Source organism: Bacteroides caccae, from assembly GCF_002222615.2.
Classification (GTDB): domain Bacteria; phylum Bacteroidota; class Bacteroidia; order Bacteroidales; family Bacteroidaceae; genus Bacteroides; species Bacteroides caccae.
This window is the reverse complement of the sequence record NZ_CP022412.2, coordinates 1,228,364-1,248,361: the sequence shown is the minus strand read 5'-3', so window position 1 is coordinate 1,248,361 and position 19,998 is coordinate 1,228,364. Positions and strand designations below refer to the sequence as shown.

Genomic DNA, 19,998 nt, shown 5'->3' with positions numbered 1-19,998 from the left:
ATATAGTTTACTACAAGTATGAAAACAGGAGGTTCTTTTATTATTACGATTATTCTATCCCTTTCGATACAGGCTCAAACGGTTGTAACGAAAGAGACAGGAACTATTCGTACAACTTCCTCCAGTTTGTATAAGGCGGGGAAAGAACTGGTGGTTTCTATTTCAATAGATATCACACGGGATCTCTCGTCCAATGAATCAATGGTACTGGTTCCTATTGTCTGCGATACTTTGGAACATCGGTTGGAACTGCCTCCGATTTATATCAACAGCCGGAAACAACATATTGTTTTCCTACGGGAGACAAGTAAAAAAGAAAAGTCTGCCCAAGCATTACAAAGGAAAAACGGGAATAAGCAGACGATGCATTATTTGCAATCCGTTCCATTCGAGCAATGGATGAATCAGGCTACCCTCTCGCTAATAGAGAAGAGTTGCGGCTGTGGCATTCCCGACGCGGAAGATTTCATCTGCATTGCCCGTTTACATCCACGGCCTACATTCGTTCCGCAACTTGCCTTCCTGACCCCACAAGTTGAAACATCAAAGATCAGAACGGAAAAAGGTTCCGCATTCATTGATTTTCCGGTCAATGTAACTGCTATTCATAAAGAATTCAGCAATAACGTAATAGAACTGAATAAGATCATTGAAACAATCAACACTGTAAAAAACGACAGCAATGTAAGCATCACACGCATCAGCATTCATGGATATGCATCACCCGACGGTCCGCTTCAACTAAACGAGCGACTGGCTCGCGAACGTACCCGGACCTTGAAGGAATATGTATCCCAACTATATCCATTCGACGGCAAATACATACATACGACCTATACACCTGAAGACTGGGAGGGTTTTGAGGCACTTCTTAGCGACACAACTTTTCAAGACAAAGAAGCTATCATGAAAATTGTGACAAGCAATATGCATCCCGACCGTAAAGAAGAAATAATAAGAATGAGGTTTCCGGCATTCTACCGTTTTGTATTGAAACACTGGTTTGTCATACTGAGACATTCCGACTATACCGTCGAGTACCACGTACGTCCGTTTACAATAGAAGAATCACAAGTAGTATTCGATACAAATCCTAAAAATCTCAGTTTGGAAGAGATGTTTCGTCTCGCACTCACATATACACCAGGAAGTGCAACTTACAACAAGATTTTTATGACTGCCGTACAATTGTTTCCGGACAATCCTACGGCCAATCTGAATGCTGCCTGTATAGCATTGATACAAAAAGACACAAAAACCGCAGCCGTCTTTCTCGAAAAAGCTCCGCCATTACCGGAAACGACGCTGGCCAAAGGTGTCTTATGTTTCCTGCAAGGCAACTATAAAGAAGCAGAGGCACTATTCCGGCAGTCGAAAGACGCAGGACTGTTACAAGCCGACGATAACTTAAAACAGATTTTAGAAGTAGAATAATTATTCAATTAAACTCAAAACAAAATGAAAAGATTCACACAACTAATGTCACTGTTGTTTATGGCAGCAGTCACACAGTACAGTTGCATCAATGATGCAGATGTAGCTTTTTCCGATGAGAGCCACACGGATTCAAACGGCAATCTTGCCCTATTCTTTGAAATCCCCAATGAAAACCACACTCGCAGCGCCGAATCATCAGGCGTGACAGAGACTGGCTCAAAGGATGAATATGCAGTAAAAAGTCTGACAGTCTATCTGTTCGATTCGACTACTAAAAGTCTGAAAGACCAACAAGAACTGAAGAACATCAGACAGGTCAAAGGAGAAGGGAGAAATATACAGTATACCGCTGACAGAATTACCGTAAATCCGGGTACATACAATATCTTTGCCATTGCCAACGGGAAAGCAATCAACAAAGAAATCACCATGCAAGACGATTTCTTAAATGCTGTCGATGAAGTAACGTACAGTACAGGAAAGATTCCAAATGTACCCACAGAGGGCTTTGTTATGACAAACCGTGGTGCAGCCAACCTGAACATAGAGATAAGAAAGCCTACTGATTCGGACAAGATAACCAATGTATCTATCAGTCTTGAGCGTGCCGTTGCCAAAATCGAACTAACTCAAAAACAAGAGACTTTTCCCCTGAAAGATCCCAACGGAGAGGTGTATTGTACCATAAAACTCAACACATTCAGAATGTTGAATCTGGCAACTAAATTCTACACATTCCGCCACACAGCCACATTGAATAGCTTTCAGGAGCCGGCTTCGTATACGGAAGAAAACTTTGGTGACATTCCCGATGTCAACGGTTATCTAATCGATCCTTATTTCTTCAAGAAAACAGTGGAAGGTGCCAAAGATTTCACAAATGCCGACGGTTTCTTCGCACAAGCATTAGTAGATACTGACATCAACGACAATAACTGGGCAGGTATGGCACCAGCCAATAGCTGGTCATACATTTACTGTCTGGAGAACTGTATGTTCGTTGATGCACAATTGAATGCATACAGTACCGGAGTAATGTTCAAAGCCAACATGGACATCGCCACTAACCGCGTTTTCGACGAAAATGGTACCAATATAAACAATCCGTCCAACTGGCCTACCAAGATGTTCTATTTCAATTATAACTTCTACATCAGTGTAGATGCAATACGTAAACAGGTTCTGAATAACTTACCGTCAGATGTCACAGACGATTCGGACACAGAGACTCTTGCCAAATACAGTATCAAACGTTTCCAGAAAACAGAAAACTACTCATGTTACTACAACTACTGGATCAAGCACGAGGATAATTATGAATCTACAGAAATGGGTGTAATGGAATTCGGTATTGTTCGTAATAATATATATCGTCTGTCTATCAGTAAAGTGGCAGGACTCGGTAGTGGAGATCCTTACATTGAGCCGGAACAACCGGACGAATATAAGGCCGAACTGGACATCAATATCAATGTTTTTCCATGGGCCGTACGTAATCAAGATGTAGAACTTGAATAAGTAGTACCGGCCAACTGAATTAAAATCATCATAAATGCGTTCATTTCTACTACATATTATCTGCATTGTCGCGTTGTTCTCGTCCTGTGATTGGGTGAATGACGATTTATCAGACTGTCCTACAGGAACTTGGTTAAAGATATCATATACCTATAATATCCTGAACGTGGACGCTGCATCTACGCAGGTAGGCGACATTACCATTCTTGCCTTCGACAAGAATGACAAGTATGTGGATCGATTGGACGTAGACAGTATAACATTACATCAAGGCTACTGCATGGTAAGACTACCGTTTCCCGAAGAAACTTATCACCTGCTTATATGGGGAGGGATATCCGGCTACCAGTATCAGCTCCCGAATCTCAAGGCTGGACAAACTGAACGGAAATCTCTGAATATATCGCTGGCATGTGACAATAAGAATCAGTTTAACAGGAAACTGAATGCACTCTTTCACAGTAGCCTTGAAAATATTACTATCAGTGAAGAATATCAGGTCATCACTGCCGGACTAGTGAAAAATACGAATTACTTCTCGTGTATCCTACAGGATGAGAACAATCTTCCTCTACGACAAGAGGACTTCGCTTTCACCCTAGAATCCACCAACGGTGTAATAGACTATACAAATACTCCTGTCGGCACAACTCCGACCTGTTATCTTCCATATCGACAGGAACTGTCTCTGACTTCCGAACAAATCCCCATCATTCACGCCAGATTAAATACACTGCGCATCATGAAGGGAGACGACACAACATTATCAATAAAACATACACCAAGCGGGAAAACTATTCTGCACCTACCACTCACCCAATATTTATTGTTATCAAAAAATTATCCTAATAACATAGGTGACATAAGTGATCAAGAATATCTTGACCGAGAAGATTCTTACACACTCATGTTCTTTATACAATCATCGGACACGGGGATTCCGAGGATTCCAACAATGAAAGTAAACGACTGGATTATACGTCTGAATGATTCTGAACTAGGATCATAGAAAATTAAGAAATAAGTATTTATACAACATAATATAGGTGAGATGTAAAAAAGGCTACTGTGAAGTACCCAAGCGGGCTTTTGCCCTCATAGCATATAAATATTCCCACTCAAATAAAACGGCATAATCTTTGAGAAACCGTTTTATTCATTGTTTGTTTTGTTTGTATTAAGTGCATCCATTCCAAGAGAGGAACGGATGCACTGTTTGTTTTATAGATGACTAGAATATCAAAGCCTTATCAACTTCTGAAATAATAGAATTAAAGAAGCTATATGAAAACAATACAGCCTTTCATCTTTTGTCATGGAACCGATATCCAAGCCCCAGCATCAGATTGTTGGGATCCTTAAACTTGCTCAACTGGTATCCAACGTGCAGGAACAAGTGGCGTGTGACATAAGTTTTGAGAGCTAGAATCTGGTAGAATCCCTGCGTATCATCTCCATGGCATACCAGATTCCGTCCTAGCCCGGCATTGATTGAGAAAATGGGCATTACCAGTTCTGCACGGAGGGACAACCCCACTGCAAATTGCTCACGAAAAGGAGGACGATGAAACTTTAAATCGCCCGAATAACTTCCTTCCAATTTATAATCTTTGATATTGGCACTCTCGTCATACTGCGCATCCACAGAAAGGCCCGCCCGAAAATAGTTGTTGAAGTTATACATTGGAGCAAAGTTGAGACCTGCAATACCAAACGAACCGGGAACCAGACTCGGTATATTGTCCTTTACGAATCCCCTCTTACGAGTGGCACCGTATATTACCAGATCATAACTGACATGCGGCTTTATAAATACCCGCTTGGGGGATACTGTTCCGAGTGTCTCATCCGCATCTCCAAAGGTGCGTACAATGCCGACTCTCCCACCGATCACATTGAGTCCACCATTAGGATAATGCGTGTTTCCGTTAGAAAAATGTGTGAAGTCCACACCTGCGGCCAATTTCCATTGCGGATGAAGCTGCCAGTTCAAGATAAACCCCAGATTGATGTATGCATTGATTTTAGAACCGATAACCTCATTCTGCGGATTATATAGCCCGTCATATTTCTTCCAACCGAAAGAAGCACCGAAATTCCACTCGTAATCAAATGACAAGAGAGGCGAAAGTTGTACAATAGGTGCCCCCTGAAAAGCATATACCACCACCGGATTTCCAAGTTCAGCGGGAGAGTGGAAGGTATTATAAGATACACCTATCCCCTGATAGGCATGGGGGTACAGCCGGCCTAATCGGGAATCTTTATTGAACCGGAAAGCATACTTCAGATGTAGGGAAAGTGACTGGTCAATGGTCTTCTGCCGTGCATTATCTCCTTCCAGAAAGCTGTTTGTCGGAGCTACATACCCCGGACGAATATCAAAACCAATCTGATGCTTCACAATTGTCTGAGCCTTCAGATTCCCGCCAACTACAGAAATCGTCAACAGACAAATAATGTATAGTAACCGTCCGGTATTCATATCTTTAGTCATTTGATATTTTCTCGTGTTATGTAATATGCAGCAGGCATTTTACTTTGCAACGTGCCGTTTATGGTCCGCCGTTTCCCGGTCTTTGGGTGAACAGCATAGAGGGCGTATCTAGTTTCAAACCAGTAATACTCTATCAGCACAGTGATACGCTGGGTCGTATAAGGTGGAATAGAGACTTCTATCTGTTCCGTATTGGAAAAAGGTAATGTTTGCTGCTTGGAAGTATATCGCACCTGTTTACCGTTCATCTGCAAATGACCGTTTTCTACGCTTGGTATCTCTACTGTCAGGTTACTTTCTCCCAATAGTTGAAAAAGTTCCGGCATGTCGCTTCTGAACATCACTTCATGATAAACATTCTCGTAAGGAGACAGTAAACACGGATAGTCAATACCCCAGCCATTAGGTTGCACAAAACTCCTTTTTGCTTCGATTCTTTTCTCATAAGAATCCTCGTCTAAAGAATAATAAGTGATATGATCAATCACATACCTGTCCGATGGTGAAATATCAACGTATATCTCCTGAGACTCATATTCGTTGCTCACCGTGAGTTTGAATTGAAAATGAGTAGAACGGGCATTCTCTTCTACTGCAATCTTCAGTTCCCGGGGATTACTACGTTCGATAGTGAAACCGATCAATTCCTCATTGCACACAATCTTGCCCTGTCCTTTAAGATATGGAAATTGGTCCGTTGTTATCAGATCACCACCCGCATCATACACTGCATACGAATAGGTAAAACCTTCATCATACGTATACACTCCCAATACGTCCCAATTGGAAGAAGCAAACCGAATGATTTTGGTGTCGCCATTGCCATCCAAAGTCAGTTCGGAATCGGCAGACCGGAAATCGTCAACAAATACATCACCGTTACAACCATAAAACACCAATAGAATAAGAATATATTCCGTTAAGTTTATGAATATCTTCATGTTGTTTAGCTCTAGTCATTACATTGAGGACAAAAGTAATATATATTTTTAGAACTCAATGGCTTTAACCCATGTAAAAATATAACTAAAGTTACATACAACAAGCGAATAACAAATCTAATCAAACAATTCTTTCAATACTTCCAGTGATTTCAAAGCCGGGAAATCCGGCAGATGCAAGCGATAATAGTCATTCATAATGGTCAGGCAACGAGCACGTTCCGCACGACTCATGCCGAAAAGATGCATTGTTTCATAATTCATGCGCATCAACTGGCGGAGTCGCCCTGCCTCCTCAGGATTAATATAGGAAGAATGCAGTTGGGGACGAATGGAAGTGAAACAGGCATTCAGCAAATCAAAATAATCGCCTGTATGGTAGTCTTCCAAATTAGGGTAAAGCCCCAAAAAGCGGGAAAGTCTCATCAAAAACACCAGATGAAAATTGGCAAAACCTCCCCCACACTCATCCAGCCAAATAATTGAATGTTGCAAATAAGCGAACAAAGGACGATTCTCTGCCTCCTCCCGAACTGCCCGATAGAGGAACTCTGACAAGAAAAGTGCCATTGAAGATTTATACGGGTCATAGGGAATAGAAGAAAAGGGATAAAAAGATTTCGCCTCCTTGATGCGATAAAGTGTCGCATTCGGACGATAATCGGCCTCGAACTCAATGAAAGACAACGGTTGGAACAGAACAGACTTCACTGCCGCCTTTCGCGAACGAGGTACTGCGACAAGAAACGAAGCCCTTCCGGACAACTCCGTATACATATCTACAATGATAGAAGTATCATTATATTTGAGCGTATGAAGAACTATTCCTTTTGTCTTTTGCAGCATATACTTGCATATTTCAATCCGGTAGCAAAACTACAAAAAAAATGCGACCAATGCCCTATTTCATCCTGAAACAGTCTTTTTAATCTTCCGTACTTTTAAGAATCCAAAACACATAATAACCAGAAGTAAACCAATGAGCCCCCCTCTTATGAGCCAGAAAGTGAATGTAGATTCTCCTTGGCCTACTTCATCTGTAAAGCCGAACTCACTTTTACATCCGGCTTCCTGAAGAATCTGTTGATAAAGCAGTTTCATATCGTAGGCCTTATCCGTAGCAATAAAGAATTTGCCACTCTCTATCTTACAATTCACATAAGGAGCTGTAAGAATGACACCATTGAATAAGAATCCGATATGCTTGCCTATTGACTTTTCCGTCGCTTCAGCCCAAGTCGTTTTATGAGAGTCGTCCAATACTCCGAGAATACGGTAAGCCATATTGTCCTCGTTCGAGTCCGACACTGAATCCAGTTTTATCCTTGCGAAATCTTTCACTGTCACAATCGGGTCTGCCGACAAACTGTCATGCTCCATATCAATCACATAATACCAGCCGTTAGGACGGACAGAAGTACTCTCAAATGAAGAAAAGCCGCACCAAAGAAGCAACAAAAAAGAGATAAATAAAATAGTTCTCATAATATATTTAATTTAGAGTGATTATCGGAAATAGTTAGTAAATAGGAACATAAGCTATTCAATCAGTTATTTTGTATCATATCTTCCAGCCTTCTCAATTCTTTATTCGCTTCAAGGAGTTGTCCCACTTTCCGATATAAATGCCGGAATACAAAGATATCAAGAATGACCAGCAACAACACAATACCCACAATAATACATCCCCGTACAAGAGTAGCATAAATGATGGACCAGGCAAGGAACGGAACAAAAGCAACATAAGTACTGATGTATCCCCAATAAAGCGATGATTTATACTGCAAAACATGAAGAATCTGGCGTTCCAAATCATATTTCATGCATCCTGCTTGTTTGAGTTTATAATACTGAAACAGATTTATCCCGAAGGGTACCGAGATTGCAATAAAGAATACTATATTCGACATGGCCAGGAAAAAGGGGTCAATCAGAATGTAAACTAAAACATTCAAAAACAAAAAAAACAGAATCCCCAGAGAGATCCGTTCATACCATAATAACCGGTTATAGCTGGTCATTCTCTTCTTTGCGAGCATTTCTTCAACTTGCTGCCTTTCGACAACTTCCTGACAATTGATCTTATCATTAAATTGTCCCCATGCCTTTTTTAGTTCATCAAATTCCATATTATATTCTATTTATCGGTTCGACATCTTTTTCAGTTTCTCTTTAATACGATGAATACGGATGGCCACATTATTGCGACCCACTCCTACTATTTCCGCTATTTCATCATAACTTTTTTCATCCAACCAAAGCATAATATACATCTTATCTACATTATCTAATTGATGTATAAGCTGATACAGATGTTTCATGCATTCGTCATGTTCGCAATCATCCAGTATATCTATGTCTTGTTTCAATGGTACATAATCATAATTCTTCTTTTTCCGCAGGTTTGTGATGCAAGTGTTGAGTGTAATCCGATATATCCATGTGCTCACGCTACTATGACCTTTAAAGTTCCGAAAGCTCTTCCACAAACTAAGAACGACATCCTGATACAAATCATTAATATCATCATTGTCCCTCGCATACATAAAACATATCTTATAAATGATACGTTTGTTCTGCAATAGCATATCTATAAATTCTTTATTGTCATTCATCGTTCTTAGCATTTGTCCCGTTAGTCGTCAAAATAATCATTTAGTTACAAAGAGAAACATAAAAAACTGCATTTTTATGACTTTGCAGATTTCTTTTTTAAACCGGATTACATTCTTACAAAGAAAAAACAAGTTCGCGATTTAAATCGGAAATAAACTTTCCTATATATTAAGGTATACAAGTATATATACTTCCCGGTATTTTTAAGAGAGCGTACATTTTCTCACAAAAAAATCTGCCATTTATTCCACTGATTTTCAATATAAAACAAAACATCAAGAGAAAAAAACGACTATTTTATCGAAAAAAATTTAATGAATAGTTTGTCAGTTTCAAAAAAGTTCCTACCTTTGCATCCGCAATCGAGAAACAAACACTGATTCGAGAAAGCAAAATGCAGAAATGCAACAACAGGATGGCCCGTTCGTCTATCGGTTAGGACGCAAGATTTTCATTCTTGAAAGGGGGGTTCGATTCCCCCACGGGCTACAAGTAAAAAGAATAAAGAACTAAAAAATAGATTAGTCGAAATGGCAAATCATAAATCATCACTGAAAAGAATCAGACAAGAAGAGACTAGAAGACTTCATAACAGATACTATGGTAAGACCATGAGAAATGCTGTTAGAAAGCTTCGCGCAACTACAGACAAAGCTGAAGCAGTTGCAATGTATCCGGGCATTACAAAGATGTTGGATAAGTTGGCTAAAGTGAACATTATTCACAAAAATAAAGCTAACAATCTGAAATCTAAGCTCGCTCTTTATATCAACAAGCTCGCTTAATACATAGGAATTTAACAATTCTATATAGCATCAGGCTGAACTTTTAAGTTCGGCCTTTACTGTGTATAGACACTTGACTATCAAGTCTATCGTAAAAGTACAGAATCCACTTTCATTCTTCATTTTTCACGGTTTATTCTTCGCCAAGTCGACAAATTTCACTATATTTGCTCTGTTATTAAAGTTAGAAAGGCAATTATGAGCGAAGAACAAATCACTCCCAATAACGGGTCTTATTCTGCGGATAGTATCCAAGTATTGGAAGGTCTTGAAGCAGTGAGAAAACGCCCTGCGATGTACATCGGTGACATCAGTATAAAGGGACTTCACCATTTGGTATACGAAATCGTTGACAACTCTATCGACGAAGCTTTGGCCGGCTATTGCGACCATATCGAAGTAACGATCAACGAAGACAATTCAATCACAGTACAGGACAACGGACGCGGTATTCCGGTCGACTATCATGAAAAAGAAAAGAAGTCGGCACTGGAAGTAGCAATGACCGTCCTACACGCCGGAGGTAAATTCGACAAAGGTTCCTATAAAGTATCCGGAGGTTTGCACGGTGTAGGTATGTCTTGTGTAAACGCGCTGTCTACTCACATGACTACGCAAGTATTCCGCAACGGTAAGATCTACCAGCAGGAATATGAAATAGGCAAACCGCTATATTCGGTAAAGGAAGTCGGTACTGCCGACATTACGGGAACCCGCCAGCAGTTTTGGCCGGATGATACCATTTTTACAGAAACGGTATATGATTACAAGATCTTGGCTTCACGACTACGCGAGCTGGCTTACTTGAACGCCGGCCTGCGTATCACGCTGACAGATCGCCGGGTAGTGAATGAGGACGGTAGCTTCAAAAGTGAACAGTTCTATTCGGAAGAAGGACTGAGAGAATTTGTACGTTTCATCGAGTCTTCACGCGAACACTTGATTAATGACGTGATTTACCTGAACTCCGAAAAACAGGGAATCCCCATTGAAGTAGCAATCATGTACAATACAGGGTTCTCGGAAAACGTTCACTCTTACGTTAATAATATCAATACGATTGAAGGTGGTACGCACCTCGCCGGTTTCCGCCGTGCACTGACCCGTACACTGAAAAAATATGCCGAAGACAGCAAGATGTTGGAAAAGGTAAAAGTAGAAATCTCGGGAGACGACTTCCGCGAAGGTCTAACTGCTGTTATTTCCGTAAAAGTAGCTGAACCTCAGTTTGAGGGACAAACGAAAACGAAGTTGGGTAACAACGAAGTCATGGGTGCCGTAGACCAGGCCGTAGGTGAAGTTTTGTCATACTACCTGGAAGAACATCCGAAGGAAGCAAAAACGATTGTAGACAAAGTGATCCTGGCTGCTACAGCACGCCACGCAGCAAGAAAAGCCCGTGAAATGGTACAACGTAAATCTCCGATGTCCGGTGGTGGTTTGCCGGGTAAGCTGGCAGACTGTTCGGATAAAGATCCGTCAAAATGCGAGTTATTCCTCGTCGAGGGTGATTCGGCAGGTGGTACCGCCAAGCAAGGACGTAACCGTATGTTCCAGGCAATCCTTCCGCTTCGCGGTAAGATTCTGAATGTTGAGAAAGCGATGTATCACAAAGCGCTGGAAAGTGACGAAATCCGTAACATCTATACCGCATTGGGTGTCACTATCGGAACCGAGGATGACAGTAAAGAGGCCAATATTGAAAAACTGCGTTACCACAAGATTATCATCATGACCGATGCCGATGTCGATGGTTCTCACATCGACACACTGATTATGACGTTCTTCTTCCGCTATATGCCGCAGATCATTCAAAACGGTTATCTGTACATCGCTACTCCCCCGCTCTATCTCTGCAAAAAGGGTAAAGTAGAAGAATATTGCTGGACAGATGCACAACGCCAGAAGTTTATTGATACTTACGGCGGCGGTTCGGAAAATGCAATCCATACACAACGTTACAAAGGTTTGGGTGAAATGAATGCCCAACAGTTGTGGGAAACAACTATGGACCCTGAAAACCGTATGCTGAAACAAGTGAATATCGATAACGCTGCAGAAGCTGACTACATCTTCTCTATGTTAATGGGTGAAGACGTAGGACCACGCCGAGAGTTTATTGAAGAAAACGCAACGTATGCGAATATCGATACATAATATTAATTTTACGTTTTTATAAACCAACCTCACATCTTACAACGAGGAAACGCCGATGAAGAAGGAGCATTCTTCGATCGGCGTTTTTCTTTATCCATATCTTAATAAAGACTAAAGACAGTAACATTTTCAGTGCTAAATCACTATATTGCAAAAAAACATAGAAAACAGTAGCTATGAAGATGAAAACTACTAACCCGTTATTCGCAAAGATCAGACTATTTCTTATTGTCCTGACATTGTGCGTTATCGTTACCTGCATCTTTCTGGTCATCATTCATCCGGAAGCATGGATAGCACCAGTATGTGTAATGGCCGTAGCACTATGCATCTTGCTGTATCAGGTATTTGGCACACGTAAGAAATAGGAAGTTTAGATAAAATGTTGCTTTTTCAATTCTTCGGCAACAGCTTCAAGTTCTTTGTACCATTCTTCACCGAATTTACGAATCAAAGGTTCTTTCAGAAATTTATAGACAGGGACATTCTCTTTTTTTCCTAACAGAACCGCAGCCTTGCATACATCCCAACGATGATAATTCACCGCTTTATAAGGTCCGTAATCTCCAATGCGAATAGGATAAAGATGACATGATATCGGTTTATAGAAATCTGTTTTTCCTTCCCGGAAAGCTTTTTCAATAGCACAGTAGCAACATCCTTTCTCGTCATAACAAGTAAAGACACAGTCTTTGTTATTTACAATAGAAGTTACCAAGTCTCCTTCCTGGTCAGTATATACCACCCCCTGCTTTTCTATCACCGCACGCGCTTCCGGAGCCAGTTCATCCCAGATAACCGGCAACACTTCCTCCAGTTTCATCACTTCATCCAATTCTACCGGTGCTCCGGCATCTCCCTCAATGCAACATTCACCTTTACAGGCATCCAAGTTACAAAGAAATTTCTCCTGAAGTACATCAAGCGATACAACTACATCATTAATCTGAATCATAAAACTTATGTGAGACAAAAAGGGCGGAGTTCTACTCCGCCCTCCCAGTTATAGAAATCTAAATTACTTAATCAAAACATTCCCGTTCATTTCAGCCGGAGCTTCCAGTCCCATAATCTTCAGGATAGTTGGAGCAACGTCTGCCAGACGGCCATCTTCTACTTTCGCAGCTTTGTTTTCTGTTACGTAAACACAAGGAACCGGATTCAAAGAGTGGGCAGTATTCGGAGTACCGTCTTCATTCAAAGCATGGTCAGCATTACCATGGTCAGCGATAATGATTGCTTCGTAATCCCGTGCTTTAGCGGCTTCGATTACATCTTTCACACAAGCATCAACAGCAACAACAGCTTTTTCGATTGCTTCGTAAATGCCGGTATGACCTACCATATCACCGTTAGCAAAGTTTACTACGATGAAGTCATATTTGTTTTCATTGATAGCAGCCACCAGTTTGTCTTTTACTTCGTAAGCGCTCATTTCCGGCTTCAAGTCGTAAGTAGCAACTTTCGGAGACGGAACAAGAATACGGTCTTCGTTATCGTACGGAGTTTCACGGCCACCGTTGAAGAAGAATGTTACGTGAGCATACTTTTCTGTTTCTGCAATATGGAGTTGATTCAGTCCCTTAGCAGCAAGGTATTCACCCAACGTATTAGAAACGTTTTCTTTATCGAATAAGATGTGTACACCTTTGAAAGAAGCGTCATACGGAGTCATACAGTAATATTGCAGTCCCGGGATTGTACGCATACCAGCTTCCGGCATATCTTGTTGAGTCAATACTACTGTCAACTCTTTCGCACGGTCGTTACGGTAGTTGAAGAAGATTACTACATCTCCTTCTTTGATTGTTCCGTCGAAATTAGCATTTACAATCGGTTTGATAAATTCGTCTGTCACGCCTTCATCATAAGATTCCTGCATTGCCTGAACCATATCGGCAGCTTTCTTACCTTCACCTTTTACTAACAAATCATAGGCTTCTTTCACACGTTCCCAACGTTTGTCACGGTCCATAGCATAATAACGGCCGATGATTGAAGCAATCTTTCCTGCTGACTTTTCACAGTGCGCAGATAGTTCCTCGATAAAACCTTTACCGCTCTTCGGATCAGTATCACGACCGTCCATAAAGCAGTGGATGAATGTATTGTCGATATTATATTCTTTAGCGATGTCGCAAAGTTTGAAGAGATGAACGAGTGAGCTATGTACGCCACCGTTAGAAGTCAGCCCCATAAAGTGAACATTCTTTCCATTTTCTTTTGCATAAGAAAAAGCAGCGACAATCTCAGGATTCTTCAGAATACTATTATCAGCGCAAGCACGGTTGATTTTTACTAAATCCTGATAAACCACACGTCCGGCACCGATATTCAAGTGACCGACTTCCGAGTTACCCATTTGTCCGTCGGGCAAACCTACGTTTTCACCGCTTGCCTGAAGCTGGGAATGAGGGTAAGTATTCATCAGATAATCCCAATAAGGAGTGGGAGTGTTGAAGATTACGTCGTCTTTCTTTTGGTCGCCTAATCCCCAACCGTCGAGGATCATTAAAAGGGCTTTCTTACTCATAATATTTCAATATTTAAATTATCACTCTGATTTTCCGGCTGCAAAGGTACAAAAAAGATGATTACCTGAACGTTTAATCTATGTTAAGTTGCAGAGTAAAAGAATACAAGGCTATGGATATTTTCCTTACTTTGTAAGGATAGTATTAAACACGTTCATCAAAAAACTATTATTATGAAAGCAACCTTATTCTGCATTTTACTTGTATTATCAGGCATACTAAGTGCACAAACAATCGACAATCCTCCTTTCAAAGCCCGTTCGGGAAGTATCTCCAACATTACCCGCATAGAACGTACTCCAGAAAGTACACGAGTATACATACATGCTATTTTTCGTCCGCACTGGTGGATTAAAGAAAAAGGAACAAGTTACCTGGAAGATGCAACCACCGGAAAGAAATATAAGTTTAAAGGTGCAGAAGGTATCGAAATCAATAAAGAAGTATATATGCCTGATTCCGGTGAAAAAGACTACGTGCTTATTTTCGAACCCCTGCCTGAAGAAACTCAAACGATCCACCTTCTCAGCCCGACTAATTATGAAGGGAATACATACGATATTTCCTTGATTCCGCAGAAAGGAAAGAATACTCCTCCACTAGCTGCCGTCAAGGGTAACTGGTTCAAGACAGACGGCTCCGGTCAGTGGGAATACGGAATTTACGATTCAATCACGATCATGAATAATCGGATATACACCAATGAAAGTATCCGCAAGAAAGGGAAACGAATTGAGATGACCGTTAAAGACAAACAAAATGGGACTATCCGTACATTGTTGATAACCCCGCAAAAGAGTGGCAACTGTATTATAAAAACAGACCAAACAAATGAATTATCGTATACCCGCCAAAAGGCTGCCATAAGCACAATAGAGCCGGACAATGGTTTTCAACAGTTCTTCCGTAAAGATACCGCCTGTCTGCAAGGATATATCGATGGCTACGACCCGCGTTTGGGATTCGAGACAGGACTTGTTTATCTATCAAATGAACTCACCCGTGAAGATTATCCTACTGTTGTGCAAATTGATAAAGACGGAAGTTTTACATGCAAGTTCGTTATTCATCATCCGGTAGAGCAATCATTAACCCTCAACAATAACTGGATTCCATTCTATATTGAGCCTGGACAAACTCTCACCATGTACATTGACTGGGAAGCAATCATGGCTCGAAGCCGTGCACGCGATCATTATTTTCCGATTAACAATATAGCATATATGGGACCGACAGCTCCCTTCTCCTATATACTATCCGATTTTAGCAAGTCTATTCCTTATCGGTACGAAGATTTATCCAAATCACAAAAGACACTTACTCCCAACCAATACAAGGAACACATGAGACCTATCATCGCACAATGGAAACATATTGCCGATTCCGTATGCCGGGTCTACCACCCCTCCCTGAAGGCAGTTTGCCTGATTAAAAACAAGGTAAAACTGCAAACAGGAAATGCATTCTTCGATTTTGCAATGAGCAGGGATTATTATGCCAAACAAGATACGGCCAATCAAGCCTTGAAAGTAAAGGAAGATGATTCGTATTACGATTTCCTAAAAGAGATGCCACTTGACGATAAAACAATTCTCGCAGATGAGAAAGCGGACGTCTTCACCAATCGCTTTGAATTTATGGCTCCCCTCCGAAAAGCTTATTCGGACGAAGTCGAAGGATCGGTGGAGATTCCTTTTACTTACCCAGAAAAACCTCTCTTGACATTCCTGAAAGAAAAAGGAGTGAAACTTAATGCTGAACAAGAAGCGATAAGGCAAAAACAGGAAAAACTTGCCGGACAAGAAATAAAAATAACGCTTGCAGAACTTCAAGAAGATGACAGGAAGACCAGTGCTCTATTTAAACAAGAAGAAAAACTGGTAAAAGAATACATGGACTATATCAATAAACAGAAACCTTCTCAAAAAGAAAAGTCACAGCAAGAAGAAGATAGGGCCAGCATAGCAATGGAACAGAAATATGAAGAGAAGAAAAATGCCATTATCGCCCGGCTATGCAATACTCCCAATCCTCTGCTCTGGCAAATAGCCAAAGTACGCCGTCTCACTTATGACCTACAAAATATAAAAACAAAAACAATTGCCCGTGAATATATAGACAGCCTCAAGCAAGAATTTACTGCCCCCTTCTTAGTTGCCGAAACTGAACAATTGTTTGAAAATGCTTATCCTTCGGAAGATGCTAAATCATACCAACTCCCGGAAGGCAAAGCAACCGACATTTTCCGCAATATCATCAAGAATCATCCGGGCAAAGTACTCTTTGTTGACTTTTGGGCCACTAGCTGCGGGCCTTGCCGTAGCGGAATAGAAGCAACAGCAGACTTACGCAAGAAGTACAAAGATCATCCGGAGTTCCAGTTTATTTATATCACCGGAGAAAGAGAATCTCCGGCAGGAGCTTACAAACAATATGTCGAAAAGCATCTGAAAGGAGAAGCAAGTTATTATGTCACCGGAACGGAATATAATTACCTCCGCCAACTTTTCCATTTCAACGGCATTCCTCATTACGAACTCGTAGAGAAAGACGGCAGTATCTCCAATGAAAAATTAAGTAGTTACAGCATCGGACAATATCTGAAGAAACGTTTCGGTACTTCCGAACCTTCGGAAACAGAGCAGCACGCAGAGTAAGTGCGGACTGCAAACAGTAGAAATTCGAAAAAAACGGTGCAAAAGAATGGAAGCCAGCTTGATTTTCCGTACCTTTGCACCGCTTTTACATTAAAATCATAGAAATATGGACGATTCAAACCCGCGAACGTGCACAACTAGTATTAATTAAAGCGAACAGAGTCATTGAAATCTGATGTCTCTGCTCGTGCTAAACAAACGAAAGGAGACAATAAGATGAGAACGTATCTTTATTGTGAGGCCGGCTTTGTGGAAAAAGCACAATGGCTTCCTAATAGCTGGGTAAACGTAGTATGCCCGAACAATGATGACTTTGAATTTCTGACTAAAACACTCAACGTACCCGAATCATTTCTTGATGACATAGCCGACACGGATGAACGTCCGCGTACGGATACGGAAGATAACTGGCTGTTAACGATCCTGCGTATCCCTGTGCAAAACAAGCAGAACGGAAGCCTGCCTTTCGCCACTGTACCTATCGGCATAATCACAAACAACGAGATTATAGTATCCGTATGTTACCATAACACCGATTTACTACCGGATTTCATCGAACATACCCGTAGGAAAGGTATTGTAGTCCGTAATAAACTCGATCTGATTCTCCGGTTGATTTACTCTTCCGCCGTATGGTTCCTGAAATATCTAAAACAAATCAATATAGATATCAGTGCAGCAGAGAAGGAGTTGGAACGCAGCATCCGTAATGAAGACCTGCTCCGTCTGATGAGATTGCAGAAAACCTTGGTTTACTTCAACACCTCCATTCGTGGCAATGAAGTGATGATAGGTAAACTTAAGACTATTTTCCAGGATACGGATTTTCTGGATAAAGAGTTAGTGGAAGACGTTATCATCGAATTGAAACAAGCACTCAATACGGTGAACATTTACAGCGACATTCTCACTGGGACAATGGACGCCTTCGCCTCCATTATCTCAAACAATGTGAACACTATCATGAAACGTATGACCAGCTTGTCTATCGTCTTAATGCTCCCTACATTGATTGCCAGTTTTTATGGCATGAACGTAGATATTCATCTGGAAGAAGTGCCCTTTGCTTTTTCTTTGATTGTACTCTTCTCTATCGGATTGTCCACGCTGGCGTTTGTGATATTCAGAAAGATCAAATGGTTCTAACATACAACAGCCTGTCATCTACTATTGAGTAAATGACAGGCTGTAATTTAATAATACGTTTTTTCTTCTATAGAGAATTAATTAAAAGAGAATGTTTAGAGAGAGAAATTATTTTTTATCCTTGTTTACTTTTTCTTCCACCCAACGGAATAGAAACTCCAACAAATCCATTAACAGTGTTAGAGTTCTTTCCTAAGAACATATAGTCGGTTCCGAGGAACAACGGCCCTAATTTCAGACCAAGACCGAAAGATTTTCCTGCTGACTGAATGGCAGAATAGCTAAGTGCAACGTTAAACCAGCTTTTCGGACGATAATTTGCAGAGAATGTCAACTCTGTAAGAGCGTCAGGTTGTACAAAACGAGTGGTAGACAATACACCAACAGCTAATTTATTATTGAAGAAACCGTATTCTGCACCCAACACCAATGTAGAAGCCAGACGGGACTTACGAGATTCTTTTGCATCACCTACTTCGAGTTGCAACATATCATAGTCGAGCACATCACCGTTAGTTACACGATCCATATACCCTTGAGTATCATCCTGCAACTGCTTTACTGCATTCATCACAGATGTTTCAGGATTAGCGGGATCGACCATTGCTGCATAAGTACTTCCTTTAATATCAATAGGATCCGGATTGGCTGACGCAATCTTCGTACTTGATTTTGACCAAGAGATAAAACCTAAGTCAAGAATAGATGCAGATACAGTCAGATTATCCAATATTTTATAAGAAGCACCCAAATCAATACCAAAACCGTAACCAGCGATACCCAATTTGCCACTATCAAATTCGAAGTCTGTTACATAATCCTTACCCTCTTCTTCTTGTAATTCCAAACCTTTGAAAGAACTCTTCAATTCTGCACCAACATTCAAATTTGCATGGTAATTATCAAATTTTGTTTTCAATTCAGTAGCTTGTTTAATAGCTTCTTGTTGGCTTAAGCCACTCCAATAATTTCCATCTGACCACTTTGCAATCTCTGCATCACTGGGCAGATTAGCACTCATTGCCACATTTTTGAGTTTTAACTCCATATTACCGATACCCAACAAAGCTTTCACTCTGGCACCGACTGTCAAACGACTATTAATCTGACGTGAGAGTCCTAAACCAATTTCAGTATAAGCATTGATATTCAATTGCTGACCACTGATATCATAGTTACTGTTTCTCCAGTTTTCTTCAACAGTCTCCATCTCATTCAGGAAAGTAAACATAGATTTAGTCAAGTTCGCACCAATATCGGTACGAAGGCCAATGTTGAACGACCAGAAGTTCTTTCCTTTGTACCAACCGGCAGAAAGGATTTCCGTACTAAAGTTCACATTCAACTTATTGTTATCTTTCAGCCGGTTCATGAAATCCGGTTTCGTATAGAAATCATCTCCGTCATCAATAATATCAATAATATCCTGATATCCTAATGAAGTAGACCCCACGGTTGCATTAACTGCACCAACCACCGGAAGATTGAAGTAACCTTTAGTCGGTGTCAAAGCCGGATTCAGCTGTTGACGATAATGCGTACCTTCCATAAAATAAGAAGTACGCAAGAACTGTGCATTTGCAGGAAGTGCACAAACTAACATAATGAAAAATACCCCAATGAGCTTAGTAGAGCTTAGTAGCTTGTTCGTTGCCATGATTTTAAACTTTTTAATTCTTATTATTGTTTGCAAATATATAGCATTTCAAT

General features: G+C 40.7%; 17 protein-coding genes and 1 tRNA gene. 9 read left to right on the top strand and 9 right to left on the bottom strand.

From position 1 onward, the window contains the following. Positions 1 to 18: 18 nt before the first annotated feature. The 3 genes from CGC64_RS04790 to CGC64_RS04780 are packed head-to-tail and all read left to right on the top strand — an operon-like array spanning position 19 to position 3,964. Positions 19 to 1,434, top strand: coding sequence for a DUF3868 domain-containing protein (locus tag CGC64_RS04790; RefSeq protein ID WP_005679264.1), 1,416 nt, complete (start codon positions 19 to 21; stop codon positions 1,432 to 1,434). 24 nt (positions 1,435 to 1,458) lie between these two features. After that, a complete protein-coding gene (locus CGC64_RS04785) occupies positions 1,459 to 2,955 on the top strand; it encodes an Mfa1 family fimbria major subunit (protein ID WP_005679262.1) in 1,497 nt (498 codons plus the stop codon). Between the two features lie 34 nt (positions 2,956 to 2,989). Then, positions 2,990 to 3,964, top strand: a complete 975-nt coding sequence (locus CGC64_RS04780; RefSeq protein WP_005679261.1) for a FimB/Mfa2 family fimbrial subunit — start codon at positions 2,990 to 2,992, stop codon at positions 3,962 to 3,964. Positions 3,965 to 4,258: 294 nt separating this feature from the next. Here the strand turns inward: CGC64_RS04780 and CGC64_RS04775 are convergent, their stop codons facing one another. The 6 genes from CGC64_RS04775 to CGC64_RS04750 all read right to left on the bottom strand — a co-directional run bounded on the left by CGC64_RS04775 (position 4,259) and on the right by CGC64_RS04750 (position 9,008). After that, complete coding sequence (locus CGC64_RS04775; RefSeq protein ID WP_005679260.1) at positions 4,259 to 5,452, bottom strand: acyloxyacyl hydrolase; 1,194 nt, start codon at positions 5,450 to 5,452, stop codon at positions 4,259 to 4,261. Next, positions 5,449 to 6,393: a hypothetical protein gene (locus CGC64_RS04770; protein ID WP_005679259.1), complete on the bottom strand. Its 945-nt coding sequence runs from the start codon at positions 6,391 to 6,393 to the stop codon at positions 5,449 to 5,451. The genes CGC64_RS04775 and CGC64_RS04770 overlap by 4 nt, the downstream gene beginning before the upstream one ends. Positions 6,394 to 6,510: 117 nt before the next feature. After that, the gene (gene recO / locus CGC64_RS04765) at positions 6,511 to 7,239 is read right to left on the bottom strand and encodes a DNA repair protein RecO (protein ID WP_005679258.1); all 729 of its coding nucleotides are present in this window, start codon (positions 7,237 to 7,239) and stop codon (positions 6,511 to 6,513) included. A 60-nt stretch (positions 7,240 to 7,299) separates the two neighbouring features. Next, positions 7,300 to 7,878, bottom strand: coding sequence for a preprotein translocase subunit SecD family protein (locus tag CGC64_RS04760; RefSeq protein ID WP_032855496.1), 579 nt, complete (start codon positions 7,876 to 7,878; stop codon positions 7,300 to 7,302). Between the two features lie 62 nt (positions 7,879 to 7,940). Beyond that, entirely contained in the window at positions 7,941 to 8,522 is a 582-nt protein-coding gene (locus CGC64_RS04755; protein ID WP_005679256.1) for a hypothetical protein, read from the bottom strand. 12 nt (positions 8,523 to 8,534) lie between these two features. After that, positions 8,535 to 9,008, bottom strand: coding sequence for an RNA polymerase sigma factor (locus CGC64_RS04750; protein ID WP_005679255.1), 474 nt, complete (start codon positions 9,006 to 9,008; stop codon positions 8,535 to 8,537). A 418-nt stretch (positions 9,009 to 9,426) separates the two neighbouring features. Here CGC64_RS04750 and CGC64_RS04745 point away from each other — a divergent pair. The 4 genes from CGC64_RS04745 to CGC64_RS04725 all read left to right on the top strand — a co-directional run bounded on the left by CGC64_RS04745 (position 9,427) and on the right by CGC64_RS04725 (position 12,319). Further along, positions 9,427 to 9,498 (top strand) — tRNA-Glu (locus tag CGC64_RS04745). 41 nt (positions 9,499 to 9,539) lie between these two features. Further along, positions 9,540 to 9,794 (top strand): 30S ribosomal protein S20, encoded by a 255-nt coding sequence (gene rpsT, locus CGC64_RS04740; RefSeq protein ID WP_004309474.1) that lies wholly within the window; start codon positions 9,540 to 9,542, stop codon positions 9,792 to 9,794. 198 nt (positions 9,795 to 9,992) lie between these two features. Next, positions 9,993 to 11,951: a DNA topoisomerase (ATP-hydrolyzing) subunit B gene (gyrB, locus tag CGC64_RS04735; RefSeq protein ID WP_005679252.1), complete on the top strand. Its 1,959-nt coding sequence runs from the start codon at positions 9,993 to 9,995 to the stop codon at positions 11,949 to 11,951. A gap of 182 nt (positions 11,952 to 12,133) precedes the next feature. Further along, a complete protein-coding gene (locus CGC64_RS04725; protein ID WP_244288421.1) occupies positions 12,134 to 12,319 on the top strand; it encodes a hypothetical protein in 186 nt (61 codons plus the stop codon). A 5-nt stretch (positions 12,320 to 12,324) separates the two neighbouring features. Here the strand turns inward: CGC64_RS04725 and CGC64_RS04720 are convergent, their stop codons facing one another. Next, positions 12,325 to 12,906: a DUF3109 family protein gene (locus tag CGC64_RS04720; RefSeq protein ID WP_005679250.1), complete on the bottom strand. Its 582-nt coding sequence runs from the start codon at positions 12,904 to 12,906 to the stop codon at positions 12,325 to 12,327. Between the two features lie 63 nt (positions 12,907 to 12,969). Then, complete coding sequence (gene gpmI, locus CGC64_RS04715; protein ID WP_005679249.1) at positions 12,970 to 14,484, bottom strand: 2,3-bisphosphoglycerate-independent phosphoglycerate mutase; 1,515 nt, start codon at positions 14,482 to 14,484, stop codon at positions 12,970 to 12,972. A 174-nt stretch (positions 14,485 to 14,658) separates the two neighbouring features. Between gpmI and CGC64_RS04710 the strand changes: the two genes are divergently transcribed. Together CGC64_RS04710 and CGC64_RS04705 are read left to right on the top strand one after the other, a co-directional pair. Continuing rightward, on the top strand, positions 14,659 to 17,142 hold the full coding sequence (locus CGC64_RS04710) for a TlpA family protein disulfide reductase (protein ID WP_005679248.1): 2,484 nt from the start codon (positions 14,659 to 14,661) through the stop codon (positions 17,140 to 17,142). A 216-nt stretch (positions 17,143 to 17,358) separates the two neighbouring features. Beyond that, positions 17,359 to 18,288, top strand: coding sequence for a magnesium transporter CorA family protein (locus CGC64_RS04705; protein ID WP_005679247.1), 930 nt, complete (start codon positions 17,359 to 17,361; stop codon positions 18,286 to 18,288). 115 nt (positions 18,289 to 18,403) lie between these two features. Here the strand turns inward: CGC64_RS04705 and CGC64_RS04700 are convergent, their stop codons facing one another. Then, positions 18,404 to 19,945 (bottom strand): DUF5723 family protein, encoded by a 1,542-nt coding sequence (locus tag CGC64_RS04700; RefSeq protein ID WP_005679246.1) that lies wholly within the window; start codon positions 19,943 to 19,945, stop codon positions 18,404 to 18,406. Between the last annotated feature and the right edge of the window lie 53 nt (positions 19,946 to 19,998).